Source organism: Limnothrix sp. FACHB-1083 (assembly GCF_014696485.1).
Classification (GTDB): Bacteria; Cyanobacteriota; Cyanobacteriia; order CACIAM-69d; family CACIAM-69d; genus CACIAM-69d.
Window position 1 is genome coordinate 288,408 of record NZ_JACJQD010000005.1, and the last position, 26,730, is coordinate 315,137.

A 26,730-nucleotide genomic window follows, 5' to 3' on the forward strand; every position below is an offset into this window, starting at 1 on the left:
GAGATAACCCAAGAAATCTTGGGAAAACTGCCGAAATCAACAGCGATCAACCGCAAGGGCGCGTCCGAAACTTCACGGAGCGAGGCATTCCGATGAGATCCCAAGGAAATAGATACACTTTCAGCAAGGGTAGATGGGCAACCGTAGAACCGGTTCGCTTTGCTGGCAACGGCTTCAGCCTTGGCGCGTTGCTGTCTTATCTTTAGCCGATCGATCTGCCATTTGTCGATTGCTTTTGAGGATGAACGGGGGTTCCCCTCTATCCTGTCAAGGGAGCCTCTGTCGCTGTGTGATCGGCTGCCAAATTTCTTGTGATCTTTTTGAGCATAGGGATTGATCTGAGGTGGGTCAATGCCTGAACAGAAGCCAAAACTATCTCCTGGGTCGGTTAAGGCGATCGATCTCCGCATTAGTCCCGATCGATGCTAATTCGGTATTGATGGGGTGCGCTGGATTTGGCGAAACTTTTCAGGATTGCGGTGACAGAATTCGTCTGAATTGAGTGGAACGATGGGAGGATCACATTGAAGTCTTTGAATAGTGGACTGATGATCGCGCCTGGTTCAGTCTAAAAAACGAGCCACCAACCGTTAGCCCCCCAAAAGCTGGCGGCCAGGCCGGCGCAACACTTCATCCAAAAGCCAGCCCCAATTCAACTCAGCAATTAGCCTGAAAATCAATCCCGACATCAACCCAGAAGTCAATCCAGTAGTCAAAACCTGGCCACAACCCGCACCCCTAACTTTCACTCCCAAAAATGTCTAATTGAGCAATGGGCTGCGCTGAGGCGGCATGAGATTCATTGGGGGGCTTTGCGTGAGCACGAGAGCTAGCTTGAGCGGTTTTGCGCAGGCCTACGGCGATTTTCGAGTGTTTTTCAATTTGGGCCATGATTTCGCGGGCCCGGGCGATCGTGCTGGGGGGCAACCCAGCCAGGCGGGCCGCTTCGATGCCGTAGGAGCGATCAGCCCCGCCCGGTTGCACCTGATGCAAAAACACAATGCGATCGGGCAATTCTTTGACGGCCACTTGGTAGTTAGCCACGTTGTCTAACAGGGTGGCCAGTTCGTTTAGCTCGTGGTAGTGGGTAGCAAAGATCGATCGCGCGTGCAGTTCGCTGGCCAAATATTCCGCCACCGACCAGGCGATCGCCAGGCCATCAAAGGTGGCCGTTCCGCGCCCAATTTCATCGAGCAAGACCAGGGATCGATCGGTGGCGTGGTTGAGAATATTGGCCGTTTCGTTCATTTCCACCATGAAGGTCGATTGCCCGGTGGCCAAGTCATCCACCGCCCCCACCCGGGTAAAGATTCGATCGCAAATTCCCAAATGGGCCGCCTGGGCTGGCACGTAGGATCCCACCTGGGCCATGAGCTGAATGAGGCCCACTTGCCGCAAATAGCAACTCTTGCCGCTGGCGTTGGGCCCCGTGAGCACCACTAAATCGGGCAAATGGGGCCCGTTGGGTAAATCGGCCTGAGGCTGATTGGCCGATGACCCAGGCGAGGGCGCAAGGGATGGATCAAAAGTGGCATGGCCAGCCGGATCAAGGGCTGGATTAAGGTCTGAACTAAGGGGTGGATTTTTTGAGCGATCAAACGGTTGATCAAAGTGTTGATCAAAGTCACGATCGACCGAATCCGGTCGGGTATTAATTGATACATCGATTGATTCGTCAATCGATGCATCGAAGGAAGCAGCCACCAGCGAACCGGACTGGCTCCCCGCCCGATCGCCCGATCGTTCATACCCCAACTGGGTCGAGTTGGGCACAAAGAACCCTTCCGGTAAGGATTGTTCAACCACCGGGTGGCGACCCTGCCGAATCTCGATCGTGCGGCCTTGATCAATCACGGGTCGGCAATAGCCCCGGGCGATCGCCAGTTCGGCAAAGTTGGTCAACACATCGATCGCCGCCACCGCCAGGGCCACCTTGCGAATTTGATCCGCCAGCTCCCCCGTAGCTGATCGCAACTCACAGAAAATCTCGTATTCCAACCGGTTCAGGTCTTCGCGGGCCGACAAAATTCGCGCTTCCCGCTCCTTCAGCTCCGGGGTGATGTAGCGCTCTTCGTTCACGAGGGTTTGCTTGCGGATATAGTCCTCGGGCACGAGATCCGCCTTGGCCCGGGACACGCCAATGAAGTAGCCAAAGGTTTTGTTGTAGCCCACTTTTAGGGTATTGATGCCGGTGCGTTGCCGCTCGATCGCCTCCAAGTTGGCCAGCCAGTCCCGATCGCCCGCCGATTGTTGGCGCATGGTGTCCAAGGCATGGCTTACGCCATCCCGAACAAGGCCGCCTTCGGTGACCGACAGGGGCGGCTCATCAACCAAATGGCTGCGTAGGCGATCGCCCAGTTGCTCCAGGGACGGCGGCACTTGTTGCAACACACGGAAATAGGGCGATCGGCCCCCGCCCACCACTTGGGCCAGTTCCGGCAACCGACCCAAGGAATCCGCCAAAGCCACCAAATCCCGGGCGTTGGCCGTGCCCGCGCCGGCCCGCCCCGCCAACCGCTCCAGGTCATACATTTCCCGCAGCAGCCGTTGCAGATCCTGGCGCAAGTCGGGCTGGTCAATCAGTTCCCCGATCGCCCCTTGGCGGGCCCGAATTCCATCCAAATCCAGCAGGGGTTGCAGCAACCAACGACGCAGGGCCCGACCGCCCATGGCCGTTACGGTGCGATCGAGCGCCCACAGTAGCGATCCGGTCAGGGTTCCATCACGCACGGTTTGGACAATTTCCAAATTCCGGCGGGTTTGGTAATCCAGAATTAAATAGTCTGTAATTTCGTAGGTTTTGAGCAGTTGCAGCGGAATTTCGCGGGTTTGGTCTTCGGAGCTGGGATGGGTTTCCGTGAGATAGGTCAACAGCCCGCCCGCCGCCCGGGCCGCCAAGGGCCGGCGATCGCAGCCCACCCCTTCGAGCGATCGCAGCCGGAAGCGATCGAGCAACTGTTGCCTTGCTTCCGCCAGCCCAAACCGCGATTGGGGCCGCAGGGCATAGCAAAACTGGCCGGGTAACCAATCGGGAAAGTCCCGCCCCTTCAGGTGCGATCGACTCTCGCCCGGCCGCAACAGCCCCACCAGATCCAGCGCATTCACCGGCACTAACACTTCCGACGGACTCAAGCGCAACAGCTCTTGCACCAAGGGTTCTGGCTCTTCCCCTTGGGTGGCCCAAAATTCCCCGGTGGAAATGTCCGCATAGGCCAAGCCCCAATGGCGACGCTCCAGCACGATCGCCGCCAAAAAGTTATTTTTGCGGGCCGCCAACATGCCCTCTTCGAGCACCGTCCCCGGCGTGAGAATTCGGGTCACCTCCCGCCGCACCAACCCCTGAGCTTCGGCAGCATCCTGGGTTTGGTCACAGAGGGCCACCGCATAGCCCTTTTCCACCAGTTGCGCCGCATAGCGCTCGATCGCGTGGTGCGGTACACCGGCCATGGGTACGCGCCCAATATCTTTGCCGCCCTCCTTGGAAGTCAGCACCAACTCCAGCACTTCCGCGATCGTGCAAGCATCCTGGAAAAAAGTCTCGAAAAAGTCACCCACTCGATAGAGCAACAGGGCTTGGGGATGTTGTTCTTTGACCGAGACATAGTGCTGCATCATCGGCGTGAGCTGATCGCGGTTCAGCAGCCGATAGTCAGCGTTAGGAATCTCGCGCGGCGTGGCAGAGGCACTCATATGGCCAAAGGAGTCTTTCGGAGTCTTTCATAGTATCGGGCAATGGTTGGTCGTGGGGGCTTCAGCCCGCCCAGAGCGCTGGCCCTGCAAACCGGTCGATCGCCTGAGCTAGCATGGCCAGGACAAGCTTGGCTCCGTTGAACCAGCCCTTGGACTCAGCCTTCGGGATGAGGCAACGATCCAAAGTAGCCTTCAAAAGTAGGCATTCACAGGAACGGCTCCAAGTCACGGTTCAAACAACAGCCAGCCCCTAACCATCAGCATCAGCAAGCAGGAGGACACCACCATGGGCCGAGCGATCGAGCGAAGTTGTGTGGCAACAGCGATCGGGGTTGTGGTCTTGGGCGGTGCGCCCGCTTGGGCCCTGTCGGCCAGCCAGCGATCGGGTGATGCGGGCCCCAGCGTGGTGCGCTTGCAACGACAACTGAAAACCCTGGGTAATTACGGCGGCCCCCTTAATGGCCAGTTTGATAACGCCACGGCCGCTGCCCTAGAAGCCTTTCAGCGATCGCGGGGTCTCTATACCAAGGGGGCGGTGGATATTGTGACGAAGCGATCGCTCCTGGAAGCCACGGGGGCTGATTTAACCTTGGTGGCGAATCTGCAACCGGGCGATCGGGGCCCCAGCACCAGGGAATTGCAATGGCTCCTGAATCGGTTGGGCTTTTTGGCCGCCGAACCCACTGGCAATTTCGACAGCCCCACTCGCCAAGCCCTGGAACGGTTTCAGCAATCCCTGAACCTGTCAACCACCGGTCATGTGGACTTGGCCACCATGCAGGCCCTGCGCGATCGAGCCGGAACCGACAGCGGCCAAGGCACGCCAACCCAGCCCAACCGCCCGATTTCCAGCCAACCGGCCACAGCCAGCAATGGACTGGGGCCCGGCCAACGGAGCGCCGCCGTTCGGCAACTGCAAACCCGCTTGCGCCAGTTGGGCTTTTTTGCAACCACGCCCACGGGGTTCTATGGGCCAATCACCAGCCGGGCGGTGCGAGCTTTCCAACAGGCGGCGGGGTTGACCGCCACGGGCCGGGCAACGCCGGAAACCCTGCGGGCGATCGAAACCCGTCTGGCGGCCCAACCGGCGAATCCCCGATCGACCAATGCCCGATCGACCAATAGGCAACCCGCCGATCGCCAAGCAGTCAGCCAGCGATCGACCCAGCCCACCCCAACCCAACCGGCCACCCCGGTCAACCCACCCGATCGCCCGTCCATGCGGCCCCTCAATCCCGATTACCAAGCCTTGAAACCTGGGGACAGCGGCGATCGGGTCAAGGCCCTGCAAGATCAGTTGCGAGCCTTGGGATTCCTCAAAGCCCGCAGCACCGGATTCTATGGCGACATCACCCAAGCGGCCGTCACCGCCTTCCAGCAATCGCGCCAACTCCCCGCCACGGGCCAAGCCAGCCCCGCCACCCTCAGGGCCCTGTTTGGGGCCTCCAGCGGCAGCCAAGCCAGCCCTGGCCCCAACTCGGCAACACCAGCCCGCGCCGTCCCTGCCTTCCAATCGCCTCGGCCCGCCGCCGCCCCGCGAGCCGTTCCCAACACCAGCCCCCTGGCCCAGCGATCGCCCAGTGCCCGCAGCGATGATCGATGGTTGATGCCGGGCGATCGAGGGGTGCGCGTCACGGCCCTGCAACAGCGCCTGGCTGCCCTTGGTCTCTTGGGGTTCGATCGGGTAAACGGAGTCTATGACAACCTCACCGCCCAGGCCGTCATCAACTTCCAGCGATCGCGACGACTCAGCCCCACCGGCATTGCTGACCTAACCACCCAACGGGCCATGGGCCTGCTTTGAGGTGGCGCTCCCACGCGATCGGCTCATCCCCTCTCCACCTTCCTATGCAACTCCCTGACCCCCGGCCTCGCCCTCTGCCCCTCTGGCTGGAATGGACTATCGTTAGCAGCCTCGTGGCCGGAACCGTTGGCTTTGGGCAACATCACCTGGCCTCTTGGCCCCAGTTCCCTTGGCTGCCCTGGTTGGGGCCCTTGCTGGGTGCGCCCTTTGTGGGGCTGGCCCAAGGCTTCGTGCTGCGATCGCACCTGCGCCGGGGCAAAGCCTGGGCCAAGGCCAGCGCGATCGGCCTTTGGGTGGGTTTATCGGTCGGTGGTCTGATGGTCTGGTTGGGGCAGCGGTTGCCATCGGGCAATTTCTCAATTCTGCTAGCGGCCTTCCCGATCGCCGCCGCCATCCAAGGAGCCTTCCAAGCCCCCGTCCTGCGATCGCGCGTGCAACACCCCAACCGCTGGATTTTGATCTGTGCCCTGGCCTGGTTCGTGAACCTTTTCCCCATGTTGGTTTTTGGGGCCATGAGCCTGGACTGGCTCGATGGCGCAATTGTCCCCGCGAGCTACACCCTGCTGAATGGCCTCCTGAGCGGGGCGATCGTGGGGCTAATTCGGGGCGTTGGCCTCAGCCTGCTGCTCTATCCCCCAGCCCCCCGGCAGCCGGCCCAATCGTCCGGATCTTGACGGAGCGATCGCCCGCAGCCAACCGCTCAAAGCAACACATCCCAGAACAGTCCCCAGGAACAGCCCCAGAATCCTCTTGAAGACTTTTTGAATACTTTCTAGAAAATTCCTAGAAAAATTTTTCTGAAACCCTTGACAAATCAAAAAACTCTTGGCATTCTACTAAAGCGTCAAACGCAAGCGGGTGTAGCTCAGTGGTAGAGCGTCACCTTGCCAAGGTGAATGTCGCGCGTTCGAATCGCGTCACCCGCTCTTTAAAAACAAAAAGCGACTGATTAGAGAAATCTGATTGGTCGCTTTTGTTTTGCGCACTTTCTTGGTGCATTGGTTTCGATCCCGATCGCGATCGTCGGCAAAAACACAACCCCCGCCCCCTTCAGTTGCCAGCTCGGGCCAGGTATTCCACGACAGACACAAACAGCGCGATCGCTTCAGGGATACTCAGCAATGCCCCAAGATCATATCCAGCGCTGGATCGTAGTTTTGTGGCTATAGCTCAAATCACCCAATCATGGATTAGAGTTCAGGTATAAAATTAACGATCTCCGTAGAGAAATTGATTAATTAAGTCAAAAAAGATACTTAAAAAGAAAATTAATTGAAGTTTCCATGAAGAGCCGTTCAAGTGTCTTGAATAGCCCAAACAGATCGAATATCGTTAGCTATATACCCAGAAGAGATGTGTTTTCGGCAAAAGCTCCTGATGTCGAACTAGCAATTCAAGTTAGTCATTGCATCTTCACTTAGATAAAGCACTGGGTTTGAATTGCGCCAGTCAATTCCACCGCACCTACCAAGCCCTTCACTCCTCCTACTCTACCCTTGCCGGTCAATGACAATGGAACGACAAACTACCAATCTAGTTAGCTTTTGGGGTCGTGCAGTTGGCTCCGCTGCGGTTGCAGTCGTCGCTTCAGCACTGTCTGCCGCCAGCGCTCATGCTGTTACTTTTAACTTTACAAATATCACTGGTAATAGTGCAGTCAATGCCCTCTCAGGTGAGAGCCAACTGTCCCTTGATGTGACTGCTAGCGGCAGCGATAAAGTGCTGTTCAAGTTCAGCAACAAGGGCCCGGCGGCATCCTCAATCACTCAGATTTATTTTGATGATGTGGATAGCTCGCGCTTCCTGAAGACCTCGGGTGTCGGCATCAACGACTCCGGTGCTGGTGTTAATTTTGACTCGTTGGACAGTGGCGGCAACTTGCCCGGCGGCAACACGGTCAAATTTGATGAAGATTTCAACTTCAAAGCCAAGGCGCCTGTGCAGCCCAGCGGCGTAAACCCGGGTGAGTGGGTTGAGTTTCTGTTTAGCCTCAATACGGGCAAAACTTTCAATAGCCTGATTGACGCGATCACGGCCGGTGCGTTTGACATTGGTTTCCACGTTCAAGGATTTGCCAACGGCGGCAGTGAGTCCTTCGTGATTGCCACCCCGACTCCCGCTCCGACCCCGACCCCAACCCCGACTCCCACTCCAACCCCGACTCCCACTCCGACTCCTGAGCCTACGCCGGAACCCACTCCCACTCCGACTCCGACTCCTGAGCCTACGCCGGAACCCACTCCGACTCCGACCCCGACTCCTGAGCCGACCCCGGAACCGACTCCCACTCCTGAGCCGACCCCCGAGCCGACTCCTGAGCCTACGCCGGAACCCACTCCGACCCCGACTCCCACTCCTGAGCCGACTCCTGAGCCGACCCCGGAACCCACTCCCACTCCCGAGCCTACGCCGGAACCCACTCCGACCCCGACTCCTACTCCTGAGCCGACCCCGGAACCCACTCCGAAGTCTGTGCCGGAACCTGTGAGCGTTATGGGCTTGGTGGCTTTGGGTGCTGCGCTGCGCACCATGAAGCGCCGCCGCGACTAGACCCGATCGCCTGGATGGGTGAAACCCAGTTCTGAAACCAGTTCTGTCTAGCTAATAGTTGAAACCCCTGAGATCCTGAGCGGATTTCGGGGGCTTGTTTGTAGGCGAGGTTATTCAGTGGGAAACAGGCCGATCGGGATTCGCTACCCTGAAACTAGCCAGCCTTGAGCGAGGGCGCGGGAGTTGGTTTGAGTTCACATTCAGCGATCGGGAACGATCGGGAGGATTGCGATGTTGTTGCCCCCAGCGATTCGAGATTACGTCAAAGCCCAGTTCCCGATCGAACAGCAAGAAACCGTGCTGGGAATTTTGGTGAACTATCCCCAAGACCCGGCCGCCACAGCCCACACGGAGCAAGTGTTGATGGCGGCGCTGACCCTGGCGGGTGGCAACCTGGGACAGTTGAAGGCCTATGTGGAAGTGGCGATCGAGGATGAGGCGGAATTGCTGGGTTGGGCGGCGGCGGAAGGGATGCACCCCTAATCGGTTTTTTTGAGGGGACGCAAGTAGCCCTCGATCGCGAAGTCTTGGCCCACTGATCGCCAGGTGACCCGCTCCAGGGCGATCGCGTCGCCCATTTGCGTCAGCCCCAAATCGCCCACCGGGGACGGAGCCGCCACACCGCCGACAATTTTGGGCGCAATAAACGCCAGGATTTTTTGCACCGATCCATCGGCGATCGCCTGGGCCGACAGGGCCCCGCCACATTCCCACAACACCGATAGAAATTGCCGCTGATTCAGCACCTCGATCGCCCGGGCCGGCGACAGGTCGGGCACTTCCTGCACCTCAACACCCCGATCGCGCAGCCAAGCTTGCATCTCCAGATTTGCCCCCGGCAAAGTCAACACCAAAGTTGGCGCTTCCGACGGCTCCCACAGGTGCAAAATTCGACCATCCGCCGTGGTTTGGGGCAACTCCAGCCGCCGGGTCATCACCACCCGCAGCGGATCGTGACTTTCCAGGCCGTGGCTGGTGAGCTTGGGGTTATCTCGCCGCACCGTGTTGCCCCCCACAATCACCGCATCGCAACCGGCCCGCAGGTGATGCACCTCCGCCCGGGCCCGTTCATCGGTCACCCAAGCGCTGTGGCCGTGGGTGGTGGCAATTTTGCCATCCAGGGTCATGGCATATTTCAAAATGCCCAGGGGCCGACCCTGCTGAATTCGATAAAAAAACGGCTCATTCAGCCGATCGCACGCGGCCCGTTCCACCCCCACCAGGGTTTCAATACCCGCCGCATTCAACGTGGCAATCCCTTGGCCCGCCACCTGGGGGTTCGGATCCACCGTTCCAATCACCACCTTGGCCACGCCCGCTTCCACCAGCGCCTTGGAACAGGGCGGCGTGCGGCCGTAGTGATTGCAGGGTTCAAGGCTGACATACACGGTGGCTCCCCGCGCCCGATCGCCCGCGGCCCGCAAGGCAAACACCTCCGCATGGGGCTGGCCCGCGCCGGGATGGAACCCTTCTCCCACCACTTCCGTACCCTGCACAATCACGCTACCCACCATTGGGTTTGGGGCCGTGCGCCCCAGGGCCTGACGCGCCAACGCTAAACAACGGCGCATCATTGCCCGATCGAACTCGGTGGCAGCGGGGGCATCGACGGCGACAAACTCAGACATAGGACGAGACAGGAGCAAGGGCGATCGCGATCAAATCCGCGATTCTTTCAACCAAATGGTATAGGCAGAGGCCCATCCACCCCCCAAAATGGCCCGATTCTGTTCTGAAGTGCCTTACCCGTCCACTGGCCGATCGGGATCGATGCCCAGGGCGCGTAACTGTTCCGCCAGGCGATCGGCCCGTTGGCGCTCCTGTTCTGCCCGTTGGCGCTCCTCCTCGGCCCGTTGGCGCTCCTGTTCTGCCTGTTGGATGGCGGCTTCGGCGCGCGATCGCTCGTTCACCAGTTGCTCGCCCAATTCCGCATAGGTCAAAAAGGGCTGACCGTTGGGCTGAAACAGATTCAGGCCAGTTTCGGTGAATTCAAAGCGGATGCCCAAGCGCGGACTCACCCAATTTTCCATGGACTCGATCGGGGTCAGCCAGGGTGTCGGTGCTGCCCCGCGCAAAAATCCGCTGAGTTCATGGCGATCGGGGTCATAGATGTAATATTCCTCGACTCCGTGGCGATCGTAAAACACCTGTTTTTTCAGCATCTCTGCTAATCGATTGCCGGGCGACAAAATCTCAAAAACCACCTGCGGGGCGATGTTTCCTTCGTGCCATTGCCTATAGGAACCCCGATCGCCCTTAGCCACCCCAAACACCACCATCACATCGGGCGCTTGGCGGGTTTTGTTGTCGCCTTCCACGGGATACCAAAGCAGGTCGCCGGCCACAAACACTTGATCATTCTGGGCAAAAATCCAATCCAGGTTGCCTTGAATGACCGTAATCCAGCGAAATTGTTGGGTGTTGTCTGCCATCGGTTGGCCGTCGCTGTCGGGATAAATCACCGCTGGAGGAGTTTGCGGATCGAGTTGAGCAATCATGGGGTGGGCCTCGCGGGTGTTGCGGTTGCGGTTTGGGCCATGGCTCCCATTATGCCCATGCGGTTTGGCTGGAGCCTCAGGAAACTCGCGGCTGATGCACCGATTCAGCGGGCATTTGTTGCACGATTTCCATAGTTTTGATGCTAACGGTACAGACGCGCTGAATCAAATCGATCGCCCGTTCTTTGTAGTCGGCAAAGCGATAAGTATTAAACAGTTCGCGAATGGTGGGGTCTTTGGGGGTCTTTTCTTTGTGTTGATCTAAGACCCATTCGATCGCGCTGCGGTTGCCGAGTTTGTAGTCCCAGGCGATCGGGGGAATGTTGCTGAGGGTGGTGAGTCGATCGATTTGAATGGTTCCCTTGGTTTTGTCGGCTTTCAGTTTGGGTGAGTTGGCTTTTTCGTCGGGGGGAATGTCGGTGCGATCGAGGGGATAGGGTTCGATCGCCTCGTAATTAATATGCCAATCCATCAGGTCGCGACCCCAATTTGCCCATTGCCAAAAGTCTGCATAGAGGGGCAGTCGGGGAAAGTCGCGTTTGAGGTTGATTTCGTATTTTTGCCGATAGGCGGGATGGTGCAAAACGGCGTAGGTGTAATGAAAAATATCGAGCCGTTGAATCTGTGAATCCTGATAGTTTTCGCGGAATTGTTGCAGCGCCCAATCGGTGATGTTTTCGCTGCGATTGCCGTCGCGATTGTAGGAATAAAGCGGCAGGCATTGTGTACCACCCGAGGCTGGACTTATGCAGTTTAAGTCGGGTATCAAATTGGTTCCAATTACCGAAAATGGTTTGCCTTCTGGCTGTCCCATAAATCCAATTAGGTAATTTTTAGACTCTGAGTTGGGATATAGAGCAAAAGTTTGATAAGTCATGCCATTGAAGTGTTTATCAAAGTACAGATACTCGGCACAAAAATAACGATAAAGGGATTTTCTTATTGATAATTTGCAAAAGCTTTTAGTGACTCGATTTGCTAGATATTTCTCGGTTTCACGATCCCACTTGATATCAAGAGACTCGCGGTGCTTGCCAGTTTTTAGGCGCTCTTGATAGGCGGCGATCATATACTTGACTTTCTGCTCAAGGCTTTCACGCGAGAAGTCATAAACCCACTCATCTCGCTGGGTTGCAACACCTCGTGAAAACAGACGAAAGATTGCTCGATCACCCCGGCCCGCCTTTACTTCCTTATCAACCAGCGGCAACAACTGATCAAAATCGTTGTCCGTCTGATTAATCCAGTTTTGTTTCGCATCGGGTCTAATCCGCACCATCTCGGACTTTGCCAACAATTCCAGTGAGCTTTCAGCCAAAAATCGCAGCTTTTCCTTCGCCGTCGCCATTTCTGGCTGATCGATGTAGAAAATTCGGCAATTGCGCTTTTCGCCCGGTTCAACTGGCAACTTCACACAAAAGGCGATCGCCACGCCCGCTTGAATTCCAAACACATTGTGCGTTGTACCCGAAAGCTTCGGATTTTCGCGCACATCACCCCCTAAATCCAGCAAGTAAATATAGTCAAATTCCTCAAAAAAGCACTTCCGAACGCCATCAAAAGCCCGAGAGTTAATGAATGATCGATTCGTAATAAACGAAATGATTCCCTGACCACGCAACCGATCAGCCGCCCAGCGATAAAACCGCACATACATATCGTAAACAGCGATTTGATTTTGGGCTGTTCCTTTTTTGATATAGCTTTCCTTAACCCGCTTATCAATTTCCCTGTAAGGACGATTCGGATTACGGAGATTAAAATTTTCCTGCCAAGCGTTATAGGGCGGATTGCCAATAATCACCGTCAAATCTTCCGCATTTTGCCGCCGAATCCGTTCCGAGTTCTCCACCGAAATCGAAAACAGATCCTTTTGCTCCTCCTTCAACCCCGCATGATCCAACGTATCCAAAAAGCAAATATTGTTGAACTCCTCATAATTCCCCATCTTCTGCTGATAGCAATATTCAATATTCAAATTCGCAATGTAGTACGGCAAAATCGCCACCTCATTGCAAAACAAATCCTCCCGATACTTCTGGGCAAGCGATCGCTTCGGTAAATGCTCAATCAATTCCGTGATAAACGTCCCCGTCCCCGTCGCCGGATCAAGAACCTTCACCCCCACATCCGACAACAGCCGATTGAAATGTTTATCCAGCAGGTAATCCGTCCCCTGGATCATGAACTTCACAATTTCCGACGGCGTGTAGACAATCCCCAGCCGATCAGCCGCCTTCGGGTTATAGGCCTTGTAGAAATTTTCGTAAACCGACTTCAGAAACTCTTGCTTCTCGTGATGATCTGCGATCGCCGCCGACTGCTGCCGAATCACCCCGTAATAGTGATCGATCGACTTCAGCACATTTCGCCGCAACCCACCCGTAAAAAACGTATCCACCACCGATTGCACTTGCCGCGCAATGTTGTTATCCCGGTGAAATTGCGCGTCATTAAACACATTCAGGAAAATATCCTCAGACAAAATATGCTGAATCAAAATTTCCTGCACATCAAACAGCGTAATTTGCGGATTAATCGACGTTTTGCAAGTTTCCCAAAACCGATCGCGCAACTCCAAAAATCGCTGATTGCTGGTTTCTTCCTGGGCGATCGTTTCCCGCAACACCTCCACAATTTGCGGCAAATCCTCCCGAAACTTCTCGATCGCCTGCCGGAATCCCTTCACCTCCGGCCGCTCGTAGTCCAAAAACTGATTGAGGCAACGATCCAACGCCGCCGCATCCGCCAATTCAATCCGAAACGCTTCCTCACCGCTTTGAATCAGAACCGCCGTTTCGGTGTTCTCAAATAAAATATTGTCGTCGGGATAACCCTTTTCAAATTTGGCCGCAATTTCCCGATCGAGATCGTCCTTGGTGTCTTTTGCTTCCCAATAGCCCAAATCGAAGCGCAGGGCATTTTTCACCACCCCATCAAACTTGATGATGTTGCCTCGGGTTGTGCGGGTCGCAACTTCTTCCACCAATCGATAGTTGCGAGGCCGGCAATAGCCATCTAACAAATTGGCAAAGGATTTTCGCAGATTACTTTCGTTGAGCTGCCCGCCATATTGCTTGCAATCGGCCAAATCGGCATAGTAGCGATCGATCAGCAAGCGCGACATATCCCAATCTCCCAGCCAAAATGCGGACATCCCACCCGCAAAGATCCTGACTTTTTGTATCACATTTCAGGAAGCCGTAGAGATTTTGCAGATCGGATTTTTCCGCAGCGATCGCTCCATTCAACAAGGCTCGATCAGGTAGGGGCGTACTGCTGTACGCCCTCCAACCGGGTCGATCAATTGCCATGAATTGACAATTAAAGTGTCTTCCCCAATTGTAGGGTGCATGGGAGCAACCCCCAATGGCCACGAAACGCTTCATTTGTACTCCCATGCGCCGCAGAATGATCGCCACTCAACCGAATGATGGTCGTTGAATGCGCGATGGGTGGCGGTGCATGGGAGATGAATTGAGATTGCTATTTCCTTCCGAACGTTCTCCCATGCACCCTACGGGTCGATCGAGCGGTGAATGATGGAGTAGGGCCAGACCAGCCGATCGACCATTTCGCAATGATCGATAATGATCAATAAATCTGGAGTCAAGCGATCCAATTCAATGATTAAAAAACGCAAAAACTTTTCCAGCTTCACCCTTACAGAAGCCTATCAACACCTAAACCTAACCGAATTAAAACCATGGGAACTGGACAGCCCAACGCGATCGCCTAGCGCCTTCTTTCAAGAACGCCTGCGCCGCCTGCAAGCCCATTTTGATTTACGCTATTGCGAAAAATCCAAAGAACTGATTATTGATGCATTTTGCGAAGAAGCCATTACCGATCTAGAAAATCTCAAAATCTGGAAAGGCGTTAAGCTAGAAACAGCACAAGTCACCGGCAATGTTGATTACTTAATCACAGAGCGCCGAGACTATGTGTCCGCCCCTTTTTTGTGCATTGTGGAAGCCAAAAAAGACGACTTTGAGCAAGGATTAGCCCAATGCTTAGTGGAAATGAAAGCTTGCCAAGATTGCAATGGCGATCGAACTATTGAAGTGTTGGGAATTGTCACCAATGGCGACGGCTGGCGGTTTTATCGGCTCGATTCGTCCGGTCAGGTTTATGAAACGGGCTTATACTCCAATCGCAATCCAGCCGAATTGTTAGGAGTGCTGCACCAACTGCTGAAACAGTGCAACCAAGCCGGGCGATCGACCCATTAATTCAAAATCGTGTGTAGCGGATCAGAGGGCGCATGGCGATGCATCCCCACGAGAATTGATCAATTTTTTCCGCATCGATCGCTCCAATCAACAAGGCCCAATCAACGTATCGGAGGGCCCATGGCGATGCGCCCCCACGGAAATTGATCGATTTTTCCGCATCGATCGCTCCAATCAACAAGGCCCGATCGGGTAGGGGCGTACCGCTGTACGCCCTCCAACCGGGTCGATCGGTTGAGTGGTCAAAATTTTCGGTGTATGGGAGAAAAATCAACCATTTCATAACAATTTAGCCTTACTTCCATCCAACCTACGGGATGATCGATTCAGTTGATCATTGACATTTAAGGATTCATATTTTCTCAGCAGTTTGATGCGATCTTAAGGATCACGCAAACTAATCGCTCAGAACAAAAGTAAGCGCAATGACTGTAGTAGCCGTGTTGGGCATGGGGTTAATGGGTCGGGCTGCGGCCGGGCGGCTGGCAGCAACGGGGCAGGAGGTGGTGGCTTGGAATCGATCGCCCGAGGCTCTGGAACCGTTGCAAGGGATCGATCGCCTGAACACCACGACGGACTTGGCGGCAGCGATCGCCCCGGCCGATCGGGTGGTGTTGTGGCTGGCGGATGGGGCCGCGATTCGATCGGTGCTGCTGGATCGGGCGATCGGGGCGCTGTTGGCGGACAAAACCGTGGTGCAAATGGGGACGATCGCCCCGGAGGAAAGCCGGGCGATCGGCGCGGAGTTGACCGCCTTGGGCTGTGACTATTACGAAGCGCCCGTCCTGGGTAGCATTCCCGAACTGAGCGCGGGTAAGTTGCTGTTGATGGTGGGGGCCACGCCGCAGCAGTTTGAGTGCGATCGGGCTTGGTTACAAACCTTTGGCCCTGAGCCGCTGTTGGTGGGGCCCGTGGGATCGGCGGCGGCCCTGAAACTGGCCATGAATCAGTTGATTGGGTCGCTGACCACGGCGTTTGCGGCTAGTTTGGCTCTGGTGCAGCGGGAAGGGATTGCCGTGGAGACCTTTTTGCAGATTTTGCGACCCAGCGCCCTCTACGCGCCGACCTTTGACAAGAAATTGCAACGGATGCTCGATCGGGACTTCGATCGCCCCAATTTCCCCACGAAGCATCTGCTGAAGGATCTGGACTTGTTTAGCCAGGCGGCGGGAACCCAAGGAATCGAAACGGCTCCGGTGCAGGCGGTGCGAGCAGTGGTGGAACGGGCGATCGCTCTGGGGTTGGGCAACACGGACTATTCGGCGCTGTTTGCGGCGATCGCTCCGGCGACAGAACCGGAACCTTAGGCCGATTGGGCAGCGGCGTGAATGGGCGATCGTTGGGGCGATCGTTTTTAAAATGAGCTTTGGGCTACGGCGGCCGTTGCCAACGGTCATGGTGACCGCTGTTTAGCCCTTGAAGCTTTCATCGATTCATCGTTGAATAGTTATTCTGAATTCATTATCCCCGATCGCCCACCCGATCGACCCGCCTGCTCCCATCCCCTAGACCCCAAGTTGCTGCCATGTCCTCTGTTCTGTTGAATCCTGTCGATCGCACCACCGGGCCCCGCGCCCGTCGGGTCTACATCGTCGGTGCGGGCGTGGCGGGTTTGTTGACCGCTTGGGCCATTCGCCAAACGGGCCAAACGGAACTGCCCTTGGTCATGGTCGATCGCGCCGCCACACCGGGGGCGGGCCTGACGGCGGGCAATGGGCGCAGCTTGACGGCCACCGAAGGGCTGGTGGCCGGCGGTCTCACGGCCGCGCAATTGGCCCAGGCCTTTGAAACACCTGTGGATCAGGGGGGCTATGCCTATCCAGGGTTTGTGGCTCAGGGGGCCGATCGAGCCGCGATCGGGGCATTTTTGGAGCGGGCGCGGGCCCAGGAAACCACGGCGGCCGATCGGGAGCGGGCCATGCTGCAATTGGGGTTCCGCAATTTGCACCTTTGGCGCGAGCTGGCTGCTCAAGATCCGCACCTGGCGGCCCGCACCGGTTTGCAATTGGGGGCGAAACTGCGGGTTTATCAGGGGCCCCAGGCTGAAACCAAGGCCAACCAAGAGGTGGCGCGGCTGCATCGGGCCGCAGGCGATCGCTCCGTGGCGGCTCTGGTGTCGGTGGCGGAGGCCTTGGCCCTGAATCCCGGTTTGGCTCCTTTCCTGGGAGCGGCGGCCTTTGCGGGCCAAATCACCCGCCAACCGGGGGGCGCGATCCATGCGGGCCGATTGGTGGCGGAATTGACCGATCGGTTGAACCAAATGGGGCGGATTCAGTGGCAACTGAACACGGAAATTGCCGGAATCGATCGAGATGCCAGCGGTCAAATCCAGCAATTGCGGGCCCACCAAGGGGGCAAGGCGATCACCCTCGGTCGCGCCACCGATCGGTTCATCTTTGCCACGGGGTTTGATCCGCTGCTGGAACAAAGCGGCGCGGTCAGCCAACCACTCTTCCCGATCGCGGGCACATCGATCACCTTCGCCATTCCCCGATCGGCGATCGCCCGGGGCCTGACCTTTCCCCGCCGGGCCTGGAAACAGGACGGCAGCGCCGGGCCGTTGGTGATCAGCCCCACCTTGATTCCGGCGACGGCTTTTCTCGATTGGTTGGATCAGCAGCGGGCGCTCGATCGCCTGGCATTGGATATGAGCGGGGATGCTACTGATTGGATCGATCGCACCTGGGCCGCGGCCTGGGGCGATCGGCTCATTCCCCTGGATGTTTTGGATCCACGTCGGCTCGATCGATTCCAGCCGGAAGCCCTGGGAGCCAACGCCGGAAATTGGGAAATTCGGATCGGCGGCTGCAAGTTCTATCCCGGGGTCGATCGGCCCCTCGATTTACAACACCCCGGCGCACAGTGGGCCCTGCGATCGCAACTGAGGGCGGCGGCGCAGTTCTTTCCGGAACTGTGGGCGCTCCATGGCTCCCCCAATTTGGAGTCCGAATCCCCAGATTGGGCATCGTTGGCGGCTCTGCAACCCTGGGTGGGGGCGCGGCCAGTCCATGCGGATGGCCAATCAACGGTGACTCCCTGTGGCCCCAATGGGTTTGTGATTACGGGAACCGGGTCTTGGGGTTTGGCCAGCGGCCCCGGCAATGGGCAACGGGCGGCCGGCTGGCTGGCGGATTTGCCCGCCGCGATCGACTCCTAGGGATTCAAAAATCAGCACAAGCTTTGTTTCTGTTGGGTTTCGTCCCTCAACCCAACCTACAAAACTACAAAACTACTAGCGCGACATCCTTAAAATATTGGGTCAAAGTTGCGGAGCCAGTCGTGGTAACAAGGGGCTTAAGCCCCTTGCTGCTTAACGATCAGGTGACGGTAACAGCCAGGTCATTTAATCCAGTGAATTAAGGTAGCCATGCTACTACTAGGAATTCAAAAACCAGCGCCTAGAAATTCCTCAACAACCGTTGACTAACCCAAAATCAAGAAATCAAAAGGCGATGGCCACCAAGACCACCGCCTTTTTCAGAGCGAAAACCTAACGTTGGGTCAATTACAGACCGTTCGCAAAGGTTTGGAACACGCCCGACTGCACCACGGAATAAACCGCGTAAGCGAAGGCCGCGCCGCCGATGCCACCGATCGTGAAGCCGCCAGCGAACTCGCTCCAGCCTTCCTTCGTGCCCAACTCAGCGGGCACTTCGGACACGGCCACGGAGGCCAAAGGAGCCTTGGTCGTCACGTTGCCATAGACCGACAGGCACAGCGACAGAATCGTCACCAAAATAATTGCTTCAATCAAGCCCACCAAAGTGCCGTAGCTGGTGTTGCGGAATTGGCTCGTGAAGGCAAAGGGCCCAAACAGCAAATAACCATGGGCCATGCCCACTTCCAAACCACGACGAATCGGCGACAGCCCCTTGCGGTAGGCCGGCAGATTTTGAATCAAAGCCTTCGTAAAACCAGAACCGGAGATCGGAGTCACCAGATCGCCGACCTGGGGATCGCCGTTATGAGAAACCACGTCCAAAGCCATAGTTTTCCCTCTAGAGGTTAAGCGTGCAATCAGCGGGACAAAGCGTTTTCAAAACTGGTTGTTTGGATCGTGGGCCGGTGTTCTGGCTGCCTTTTGGCAGACCCAACCCAACGCCCAAACTGCGATCGCCCTTTATTTAGAAGGGCGGCACCAAGTAATCCGGATGGAACCGGTTGAATTCAATCAACAGGCCAGCGGTGAAGGTAACCCAAGCGGCTGCCAACACAGGAGCCGAGGACAAATAGCGCTGCAAGTCTTTCATGGATGGTCTCCGAATCCAGATCTCTAAAAACAGGGGAGTGGGGGTCGATCGGCCATGGCCCAGGCGGGAACGGAAACGGGGCGATCGCTGATAACAGGGAAGCGATCACCGGGTCGGTTGGTTGTGCCTCCCAGCCCCAGGCGATCGCTCACAGAATCAGTTGTTTGCCAGCAACGGAGGCTGACCGATCGAGGTCATCATCCGATTTGTCACCATAAACCTGTGCCCTTACCGCACCCCGGTAAACCAACCGGGTTTAGCGAGGCGAAACCGTAATTTCGCTGTCTTTGGCCAACAACTTACCGCTGCTGAATTCAGCCAAGGCCGCTGCGGGCCAAGCCGCACCACCCAAGGAGCACTTCACAGCCAAAGGCACGTTGATGATGATTTCGCTTTCTTCGGGGCTGTCACCCTTCTTGACGGCTTGCAGGTACGAACGACCAGCCCAGCCAATCCAGCCAGCGATGTACAGGAAAGCCAAGCTCGGGATCGTGAATTCTGCCAGGTGAGACAGGTTGCCATCGGTGATCAAGTGAGGCAGACCCTCTTCACCGCACAGCAGCGTGGAATACTTTTCAAAACGAGCTTTCGCCTGGGGCGTGGTGGCTGCTTTGGCGCGTTGGACGAAGGCAGCGTTCTGGCCGCAGGGGGTCAGGTTAGCGTAGTAATCTGCCTTAGCCGGGGCAGCAAACCCAAACCAGAGGCAAACCGCTAGCGCAATTGCAAACAACTGACGCATAGATTGTTTCCTTTCTTTATGAAACAATACGTTTCTGTTACAAATCACGGCAATTTGTCGCGAGAACTTTGCCCGATCGCCCCGTGGGTTTGGATCCCTTTAAGGAGGAACACCAGACCGCGCAAGGCTAGGCAGAGGGCGCGTTTGAAGTCTTCGGCCGAAACCAGTTAGACTTCAACAAATGGCCAATACTGCCCCTCACCATATCAGCCAAATTCCCAACGATGGCGACTGCTTTAGCAATTGAAACAAGTTGTGATGAGACGGCGGTGGCGATCGTAAAGAATCGTCAAGTGCTGGCCAATGTGGTCTCGTCGCAAATTGCCCTCCACCAGCCCTACGGCGGCATTGTGCCGGAGGTGGCTTCCCGGGGCCATGTGGAAACGATTAATTGGACGATCGCCCAAGCGCTCCAGGAATCGGGTCTCGATTGGGGGGCGATCGACGCGGTGGCGGCCACCAGTGCGCCCGGTTTGGTTGGGGCCCTGTTGGTGGGGCTGACGGCGGGCAAAACCCTGGCCATGCTGCACCAAAAACCCTTTTTGGCGGTGCATCACCTGGAAGGCCATATCTGCGCCTCCTATTTAATGGAGCCAACGTTACAGCCGCCGTTCCTGTGTCTGTTGGTTTCTGGGGGTCACACCAGCTTGATTGCGGTGCGCGACTCGGGTGTTTATGAAACGGTGGGTCAAACCCGGGATGACGCGGCGGGGGAGGCCTTTGACAAGGTGGCGCGGTTGATGGGCTTGGGCTATCCGGGCGGGCCCGTGATCGATCGCCTGGCGGCCGAGGGCAATCCCAAGGCTTTCAAGTTGCCGGAAGGGCGCGTTTCGTTGCCGGAAGGGGGCTTTCATCCCTACGATTGCAGCTTCAGCGGCCTGAAAACGGCCATGTTGCGATTGGTGCAAAAACTGCAAGCGGAATCCCCTGAGTTGCCTTTGGCGGATTTGGCCGCCAGCTTCCAAACGGCGGTGGTGAATGCCCTCACCAAGCGGACGATCGCGGCGGCACAGGATCTGGGCTTTTCGACGATCGCGATCGGGGGTGGGGTGGCGGCCAATCGTGGCTTGCGGGCAACCCTGGCGGCGGCGGCGGAACCCTTGGGGCTACGGGTTTTGTTCCCGCCCATGAAGTTCTGCACCGACAATGCGGCCATGATTGCCTGTGCGGCCGGTGAACATTTCGATCGGGAGCGACAATCGCCCCTCAGCACCGCCGCCCAATCGCGCCTGGGTTTGGAACAGGTGCTAACGCTCTATCCGAAGATGGAACCCCCGAAACAATCTCCCTGGGTGCTGGAATCCCTGCAGACCTAGGAAGGTTGGGCAATTCCCGTTAAACGATCGGAGCCAGATCCACAGGGACGATCTCCGGTTAATTGAGCAAAAACGGTGGCCCTCAAAAACAACGGGACTCCACCAGGGAACTGGGCGACACCCCTCCCATCATCGCGCCACTGCCCCAAGTCAGATCAGAAAACATTGAGGGCAGCGGTAACCGCAAACAGAAACTGCTGCCTTCTCCCAAGGTTGAGTTCACTGTCAGTTCGCCCTGATGTCGATCGACCACAATTTGGCGGGCGATCGCCAAACCCAACCCCGTGCCGCGCCCCACGCCTTTGGTCGTGAAAGCCCAATCAAAAATGCGCTGCTGCACCGCTTCACTCATTCCAAAGGCATTATCACGAATCCAAATTTCCACCGATTGTTGATCGGGTGCTAGGAGGGTTTCGATCGTGATGGTTGGCTGCCGAGTTGCCAATTCCATAAAGGATTGTTGATGGGTGGCTTCATCGAAGGCATCGATCGCGTTGGCCAACAAATTCATAAAAACCTGGTTGAGCTGTCCCGGAAAGCAAGGCACTTCCGGCAAGTTCCCATACAGTTTTTGAATCAAAATTTCTGGGCGGCGATCGCTCGCTTTCAGGCGATATTTCAAAATCAACAAGGTACTATCCAAGCCCTCATGGATATCTGCCAACACCTGAGCATCTTCATTATCACTATCCGATCGCGAAAAAGTTCGCAAACTGGTGCTAATTTCTGCGATGCGATGGCTAGCGGCCTTCATGGAATCGAGAATTTTGGGCAAGTCTTCGCGAATTAAGTCCAGCTCAATATCTTCCGCATGATCCAAAATTTGGGCACTCGCTTCCGAGTAGGTCTGTTGATAACAGTCCAAATGCTCCATCAAATCTTCCAAATAGTCTTGAATGTGCTCAATGCTGCCCCGTAAGAACCCGATCGGGTTATTAATTTCATGAGCAATCCCTGCCACCAGATTTCCCAGGGCAGACATTTTTTCACTTTGAATTAGGTGCAATTGGGAAGCTTGCAGAGCCGCATTTTTTTGATCCAAATCCTGTTCTAGTTCTTTGGTCAGCGATCGAATTTGCAAATGGGTTTTGACCCTTGCGAGCACCTCTTGTTCTTGGAAGGGCTTCGTGATGTAATCAGCGGCTCCTAAGTCTAAGGCCCTAATTTTGCTATCCGTATCCGAAAGCGCGGTCATAAAAATAATTGGCACCGATCGAGTCAAGGGATCGGCCTTCAAGCGCTGGCAAGTTTCAAACCCGTCAATTCCTGGCATCATCACATCCAAGAGAATCAAATCCGGCAGTTCTCGCTGCACCTGCTGCAGCGCCCGTTCACCGCTGGTGGCAATGGCCACCTCAAGTCCCGCATCGCTCAACGCTTCACAAACCACATCCAAATTCGTTGGCGTATCATCCACAATCAAAATCAAACCCGATAGCATATTGGTCATGAGAACTCTCCAAAGGTTGATGGCTGACTGGTAATGGCTGACCCAGCAATGGCCGGCTCAGTGTGATCTTCGCTGGGCAGCGATTGATCTTGACTGGCCAGGGCCGTTTGCAGCAGGGTTTCAATCCGTTCCGCTTGGAAGGTTTTCGCCAAAGATCGCAATTCCTTCCAGAAGGATTGCAGTTGCGGATCTTGGGTTTGCAGGGGGTCAATAACTGCCAAGAGTTGTTTTAAGCGTCCCCGCTGGGCCAGATCTAGCAGATTTTCCAGGGTTGCTCGATCGGGTAAATGAATGGCTTTTTGTTCGGCGAATTCATTCGTTAAATGGGCTGCTGTGGACTGAGAACCCGCAGCAACATCCTCCGATTCATAGCGCCAAACCACGCCCAAGTGGCGCTGCAAACTGTCCAGCAAATTTGCCATTGACACTGGCTTAGTCAGAAAGTCATCACCGCCCGCTTCGATGCTAGTTTGGCGATCGAGTTGCGTCACAGAAGCGGAAGAAACCAAGATTTTTAAGTGACAGAGCAGCGGATCATTGCGGACTTTTTTCAGCATTTCAAAGCCATCCATCACAGGCATGGCTAAATCCGTAATCACCAAATCTGGGAGTTGATTGGGAATCTGCGATCGCAAATAGTTCAAGGCCGCTTGTCCATTTTCTGCTTCGACCAAACCAAATCCCAGCGGCTCTAGAAATGCCACCAACACCGATCGATTCTCGGGGCGATCGTCCACAATCAGCAAATTGCGCTTCGCCCCCTCATAGCCCACCACCAATTGACTATAGGACTCCAGCAACGGCACTTGCCAGCGATCGGTTTCTGGGAATAACAACTGGAACGAAAAAACACTCCCCACGCCCAAGGTACTTTGTACTTGAATGGTTCCGCCCATCAACTGCACCATTTGCTGGCTGATGGCCAAACCCAAACCGGTTCCTTCGGCATTTCTGCGGCGATCGCCCACCTGCTCAAAGGCCGTGAACAAACGCCCCAACTGATCGGCACTCATGCCAATGCCCGTGTCTTTCACCACAAACCGCAAGCAAGGTTGTGCTGGTTGGTGGGGGTTTGCGGCGGTTTCCACGGGGCGATCGACCCATTGCACCTGCAACGTCACCGATCCCACATCGGTGAACTTAATGGCATTGCCCAACAAATTAATTAGCACCTGACGCAGGCGTTTTTCATCCAACAGCAACCCCTCCGGTAGAGGGCGATCGGCTTCATAGATAAAATTCAGTTCTTTCTGTTCGGCACGGATTTTGCAAATTTCGATCACACTTTGCAAAAATGCTGGAAAATTCACCGGAGCGGGCAAAATTTCTAGCTTTCGCGCTTCGATTTTAGACAGATCCAAAATGTCATTAATCAAATTCAACAGATGGGAGCCGCATTGGTAAATTACCGTTAACCCATGCTTCTCCTTTTCGGTCATGGTGCGCGATCGCAAGAGGATTTGGGCATAGCCTAAAATGCCATTCAGCGGTGTTCGCAATTCATGGCTCATATTGGCCAAAAATTCACTCTTGGCCGTGTTAGCCACGTCCGCCGCCTCTTTGGCTTTGGCCAGGGCCACCGTTTGCTGTTGGGCTTGATTCAACAAGGCAATATTTTGGGTAAAAATCTGCTCAAATGTTTTTGCCAAAAAGCCGATTTCATGGTCAGGCATTTGCGGAGGCAAGGTGAAAGTCATGCCTGCTTGGCTAACCCCGATCGCCTGCTGAAGCTGATTCAAAGGCCGCAACACCAGGCGCTGCAACAGCAGAGTTCCCAAACCCAAAATGCCAATGATGCCAGCCCCCCAAGTCACCATGGAAGTCAAAAAACTCTGGCGAATTTCCAAGGCCGTTTGCTCTTGATCCAGCATCACCACGGCCAACCCTCGTTTCCCTTGCACCTGAAAAAGCGTGCTGCTAAAGGGCATCAGGCTCACCAACACCGATCGCCCCTGCAATTGCATGGGGTAACTGGCTTCGACCCCCGAAGCGGCTGCCCCTTGAATCGGTTCCGCCAGTCCAGGATATTTTGCAGCATAGGCTTGGTTTTCTAGGAAGCCGGAACTATGGGTTAAAACCGTGCCATCGGGTCGCAAAATGGCAATTTCCAACACCGTTGGCAGGGTGGCATAATTTTGCACCACTCGCCGCAAAATGCTCTCTTGGCTAATTTCCAGCAGTCCTTCCGTCGCAAACTGCAAACCTTGGGTAATGGCAAAGGCCCGCTTGCCCATTTGGTTTTGCAATTGGGCCGAAATCAGGTGATAGTTCACGCCCAAAATGGACACCCCGATCGCCATCAGGGAAATTCCTAGCTTGCTGAGGAGCTGCCGAGCCAGGCTGCGGGCAGGGGCAACCGCTTTGGGAGATTTGGGCGATGGGGTAATGATGATTGTCCCGGACTTTTGGTCGGGGTTTTGGCTTGAAATTAGGGTTTCCATTGTTCAATTGCAGTCATCATCGGCCCACGATCAAACTCAATATCTTCACGAATAACCTGGCGATGGCGCGGGTCTAACTTCAGCAACTGCACAATTTCATTTTTAGCGGCTTCAAGACGACCCTCAAACATCCGGCGATTCAATTCAACTCCACCTTTGAGCAGGCCAGAATAGTCCTTGGCAACGGATTCGGGCGTTTGGCCCAACTGACGCGCAATGCTGGCAAACACGCGATCGGGCTGGGTATCCACCGCATGAATCGCATCCAACCAAGCCAACATGAGTTGGGTTAATTCCGCTTGATGATTCGCCGCAAAGCTAGCCCGCGTGGCCAATCCATCAATCACCAAACTATCCACATCTTTGGTGGTAAAAATCACTTTACCTTTAATTTTGACCGCCGTTTCGCTCAGCAATGGTTCCCAAACCACCGCCGCATCCACTTCGCCTTTGGACAACAACTGCACGGCAATATCGTTGGAAACGTCTTTAATTTTCACGTCCGTTGGCTTCAGTTGCTGAGACTGCAAAGCCTCTAGCAAGATCAGATGGCTGACGGTTCCCAACTTGGCCGCCACGGTTTTGCCCCGCAAATCTTTCACCGAGGGCACGGATGATCGCGCCACAATCCCATCGGAACCGTGGGAAATGTCCGCCACCATCACATAGGCCGGGCGATCGTTCCCCGGGTCTACCTGCATTGCCTCCCACAGGGGCACAAAACTGGCATCCAACGAGCCGCGAATGGTAGCCCGAATATTATCTTGCTGATTGGTGAAGCGCACTAACTCCACCTGGAGACCGCGCTTTTGGAAGAGGCCCGCTTCTTTGGCGTAGAGGGCAATCATGTAGCCGGGCCAATTATTCATCCCTACTCGCAAGGCCGGCAGCTCGCGATTTCCACCGGCCAAGCAGCCATGAATCACCAGGCTCAGAACGAGTGCGCAAACCAACAGAAATTGTGGGAACCGTTTGGGTCGAAATTTTTGGGGAACCATCATTTTGGAGCCATCAGTTTCAGCAATGAAGAGAATAGGAGCAGTGAGTGGCAGGCTCACTCTGAGCCGAGGGCCGATCGGTCATTCAGACCGAACCACAACAACAGATGGCAATTCAACTTTTTTAGGATTATTTTATTTTTTCTCTGATTCATAGTCTCAGGATTTAGCTTGCACAGGCCGCTTTACAAGCAATGCCGGAACAACCAGGATTGATCAATACAGATTTTCTGGTTTAAATTGATACCAACGTATCGGGATCAGGGGGGCAAGATCGTGACAGAGACAGGTCATGGGCAGGGGTAATGCTTCGAAATGCTCGAACTAATTTACGAGTTTTTCCGGACTTTCAAGGTAGCACGCCCGTTTCTCCATTGCTAGAATCCGATCCCAGCAGTTGACAAAATTTATAATTAAGTTCCCAATTCAGGAATCAACAATCAACATTTGCTCCATGATTCTCAGATCAGAACTGAGTTGATTTAATTGAAATCAATGAACTAATTTCTTCATTTTTTAATCACAAAGTTATGAGTGATTAATTCTCGAATTTTCATCAAAAGAGCGCATGGCAAAGATGCAAATTTCGCTTGTTTAAATCTTAGGTTATGCTGCCTTTGGGAGTTGGGTTGAGCCAGAAGTGTTGAATGACAGATTCAGGTTATAAAAAAGGGGTAAGAAGATGTAATTCTTACCCCAAACAATCAAAAAGTAATACACCAATGTTACGCTCATTCTCTCAAATCGTCAAACCTATTCTCA

At 55.2% G+C, this 26,730-nt stretch carries 19 protein-coding genes, 1 tRNA gene and 1 pseudogene; 9 read left to right on the forward strand and 12 right to left on the reverse strand.

Annotation, left to right across the window (positions count from 1 at the left end):
* Positions 1-738: 738 nt before the first annotated feature.
* A complete protein-coding gene (gene mutS / locus H6F46_RS09025) occupies positions 739-3,690 on the reverse strand; it encodes a DNA mismatch repair protein MutS (RefSeq protein ID WP_190354292.1) in 2,952 nt (983 codons plus the stop codon).
* A gap of 286 nt (positions 3,691-3,976) precedes the next feature.
* Here mutS and H6F46_RS09030 point away from each other — a divergent pair, with 286 nt between their 5' ends.
* From H6F46_RS09030 to H6F46_RS09050, 5 genes are all read left to right on the forward strand, one after another.
* A complete protein-coding gene (locus H6F46_RS09030) occupies positions 3,977-5,494 on the forward strand; it encodes a peptidoglycan-binding protein (RefSeq protein ID WP_190354290.1) in 1,518 nt (505 codons plus the stop codon).
* Between the two features lie 44 nt (positions 5,495-5,538).
* The gene (locus tag H6F46_RS09035) at positions 5,539-6,168 is read left to right on the forward strand and encodes a hypothetical protein (protein WP_190354288.1); all 630 of its coding nucleotides are present in this window, start codon (positions 5,539-5,541) and stop codon (positions 6,166-6,168) included.
* A 180-nt stretch (positions 6,169-6,348) separates the two neighbouring features.
* Positions 6,349-6,420: transfer RNA gene (locus H6F46_RS09040), tRNA-Gly, on the forward strand.
* Between the two features lie 769 nt (positions 6,421-7,189).
* The gene (locus H6F46_RS09045; RefSeq protein WP_190354286.1) at positions 7,190-8,044 is read left to right on the forward strand and encodes a PEP-CTERM sorting domain-containing protein; all 855 of its coding nucleotides are present in this window, start codon (positions 7,190-7,192) and stop codon (positions 8,042-8,044) included.
* A gap of 231 nt (positions 8,045-8,275) precedes the next feature.
* Positions 8,276-8,527, forward strand: a complete 252-nt coding sequence (locus H6F46_RS09050) for a hypothetical protein (protein ID WP_099532386.1) — start codon at positions 8,276-8,278, stop codon at positions 8,525-8,527.
* Here H6F46_RS09050 and ribD read toward each other — a convergent pair.
* The 3 genes from ribD to H6F46_RS09065 form a co-directional block, all read right to left on the reverse strand.
* Positions 8,524-9,672: a bifunctional diaminohydroxyphosphoribosylaminopyrimidine deaminase/5-amino-6-(5-phosphoribosylamino)uracil reductase RibD gene (gene ribD, locus H6F46_RS09055; RefSeq protein WP_099532422.1), complete on the reverse strand. Its 1,149-nt coding sequence runs from the start codon at positions 9,670-9,672 to the stop codon at positions 8,524-8,526. The genes H6F46_RS09050 and ribD overlap by 4 nt on opposite strands.
* A 114-nt stretch (positions 9,673-9,786) precedes the next feature.
* Positions 9,787-10,542, reverse strand: coding sequence for a Uma2 family endonuclease (locus tag H6F46_RS09060; RefSeq protein ID WP_190354284.1), 756 nt, complete (start codon positions 10,540-10,542; stop codon positions 9,787-9,789).
* Between the two features lie 76 nt (positions 10,543-10,618).
* Positions 10,619-13,669 (reverse strand): type ISP restriction/modification enzyme, encoded by a 3,051-nt coding sequence (locus H6F46_RS09065; RefSeq protein WP_190354521.1) that lies wholly within the window; start codon positions 13,667-13,669, stop codon positions 10,619-10,621.
* Positions 13,670-14,168: 499 nt separating this feature from the next.
* Between H6F46_RS09065 and H6F46_RS09070 the strand changes: the two genes are divergently transcribed.
* From H6F46_RS09070 to H6F46_RS09080, 3 genes are all read left to right on the forward strand, one after another.
* Complete coding sequence (locus H6F46_RS09070; protein WP_190354282.1) at positions 14,169-14,774, forward strand: hypothetical protein; 606 nt, start codon at positions 14,169-14,171, stop codon at positions 14,772-14,774.
* A gap of 425 nt (positions 14,775-15,199) precedes the next feature.
* Complete coding sequence (locus H6F46_RS09075; RefSeq protein WP_190354280.1) at positions 15,200-16,081, forward strand: NAD(P)-dependent oxidoreductase; 882 nt, start codon at positions 15,200-15,202, stop codon at positions 16,079-16,081.
* A 218-nt stretch (positions 16,082-16,299) separates the two neighbouring features.
* A complete protein-coding gene (locus tag H6F46_RS09080; RefSeq protein WP_190354278.1) occupies positions 16,300-17,931 on the forward strand; it encodes an FAD-dependent oxidoreductase in 1,632 nt (543 codons plus the stop codon).
* Between the two features lie 348 nt (positions 17,932-18,279).
* Here H6F46_RS09080 and H6F46_RS09085 read toward each other — a convergent pair whose 3' ends face one another.
* The 4 genes from H6F46_RS09085 to H6F46_RS09095 form a co-directional block, all read right to left on the reverse strand.
* Positions 18,280-18,762: a photosystem I reaction center subunit XI gene (locus H6F46_RS09085; protein WP_099532390.1), complete on the reverse strand. Its 483-nt coding sequence runs from the start codon at positions 18,760-18,762 to the stop codon at positions 18,280-18,282.
* Between the two features lie 136 nt (positions 18,763-18,898).
* Entirely contained in the window at positions 18,899-19,024 is a 126-nt protein-coding gene (gene psaJ / locus H6F46_RS09090) for a photosystem I reaction center subunit IX (RefSeq protein WP_099532391.1), read from the reverse strand.
* Positions 19,025-19,047: 23 nt separating this feature from the next.
* On the reverse strand, positions 19,048-19,176 hold the full coding sequence (locus H6F46_RS19555) for a hypothetical protein (RefSeq protein WP_255508539.1): 129 nt from the start codon (positions 19,174-19,176) through the stop codon (positions 19,048-19,050).
* 104 nt (positions 19,177-19,280) lie between these two features.
* A complete protein-coding gene (locus H6F46_RS09095; protein ID WP_099532392.1) occupies positions 19,281-19,763 on the reverse strand; it encodes a Photosystem I reaction center subunit III in 483 nt (160 codons plus the stop codon).
* Between the two features lie 224 nt (positions 19,764-19,987).
* On the opposite strand from H6F46_RS09095, the gene tsaD reads away from it, so the two are divergent.
* Positions 19,988-21,079: a tRNA (adenosine(37)-N6)-threonylcarbamoyltransferase complex transferase subunit TsaD gene (gene tsaD, locus H6F46_RS09100; RefSeq protein WP_190354276.1), complete on the forward strand. Its 1,092-nt coding sequence runs from the start codon at positions 19,988-19,990 to the stop codon at positions 21,077-21,079.
* A gap of 82 nt (positions 21,080-21,161) precedes the next feature.
* On the opposite strand, the gene H6F46_RS09105 is transcribed toward tsaD, so the two are convergent.
* From H6F46_RS09105 to H6F46_RS09115, 4 genes and pseudogenes are all read right to left on the reverse strand, one after another.
* Positions 21,162-22,061: a sensor histidine kinase gene (locus H6F46_RS09105; protein ID WP_370567114.1), complete on the reverse strand. Its 900-nt coding sequence runs from the start codon at positions 22,059-22,061 to the stop codon at positions 21,162-21,164.
* A gap of 93 nt (positions 22,062-22,154) precedes the next feature.
* Positions 22,155-22,529, reverse strand: a pseudogene (locus H6F46_RS19830) (response regulator); the annotation flags it as partial.
* Positions 22,526-24,970, reverse strand: coding sequence for an ATP-binding protein (locus tag H6F46_RS09110; RefSeq protein ID WP_190354272.1), 2,445 nt, complete (start codon positions 24,968-24,970; stop codon positions 22,526-22,528). The gene H6F46_RS09110 and the pseudogene H6F46_RS19830, both read right to left, overlap by 4 nt.
* Entirely contained in the window at positions 24,958-25,971 is a 1,014-nt protein-coding gene (locus tag H6F46_RS09115) for an ABC transporter substrate-binding protein (RefSeq protein ID WP_190354520.1), read from the reverse strand. The genes H6F46_RS09110 and H6F46_RS09115 overlap by 13 nt, the downstream gene beginning before the upstream one ends.
* Between the last annotated feature and the right edge of the window lie 759 nt (positions 25,972-26,730).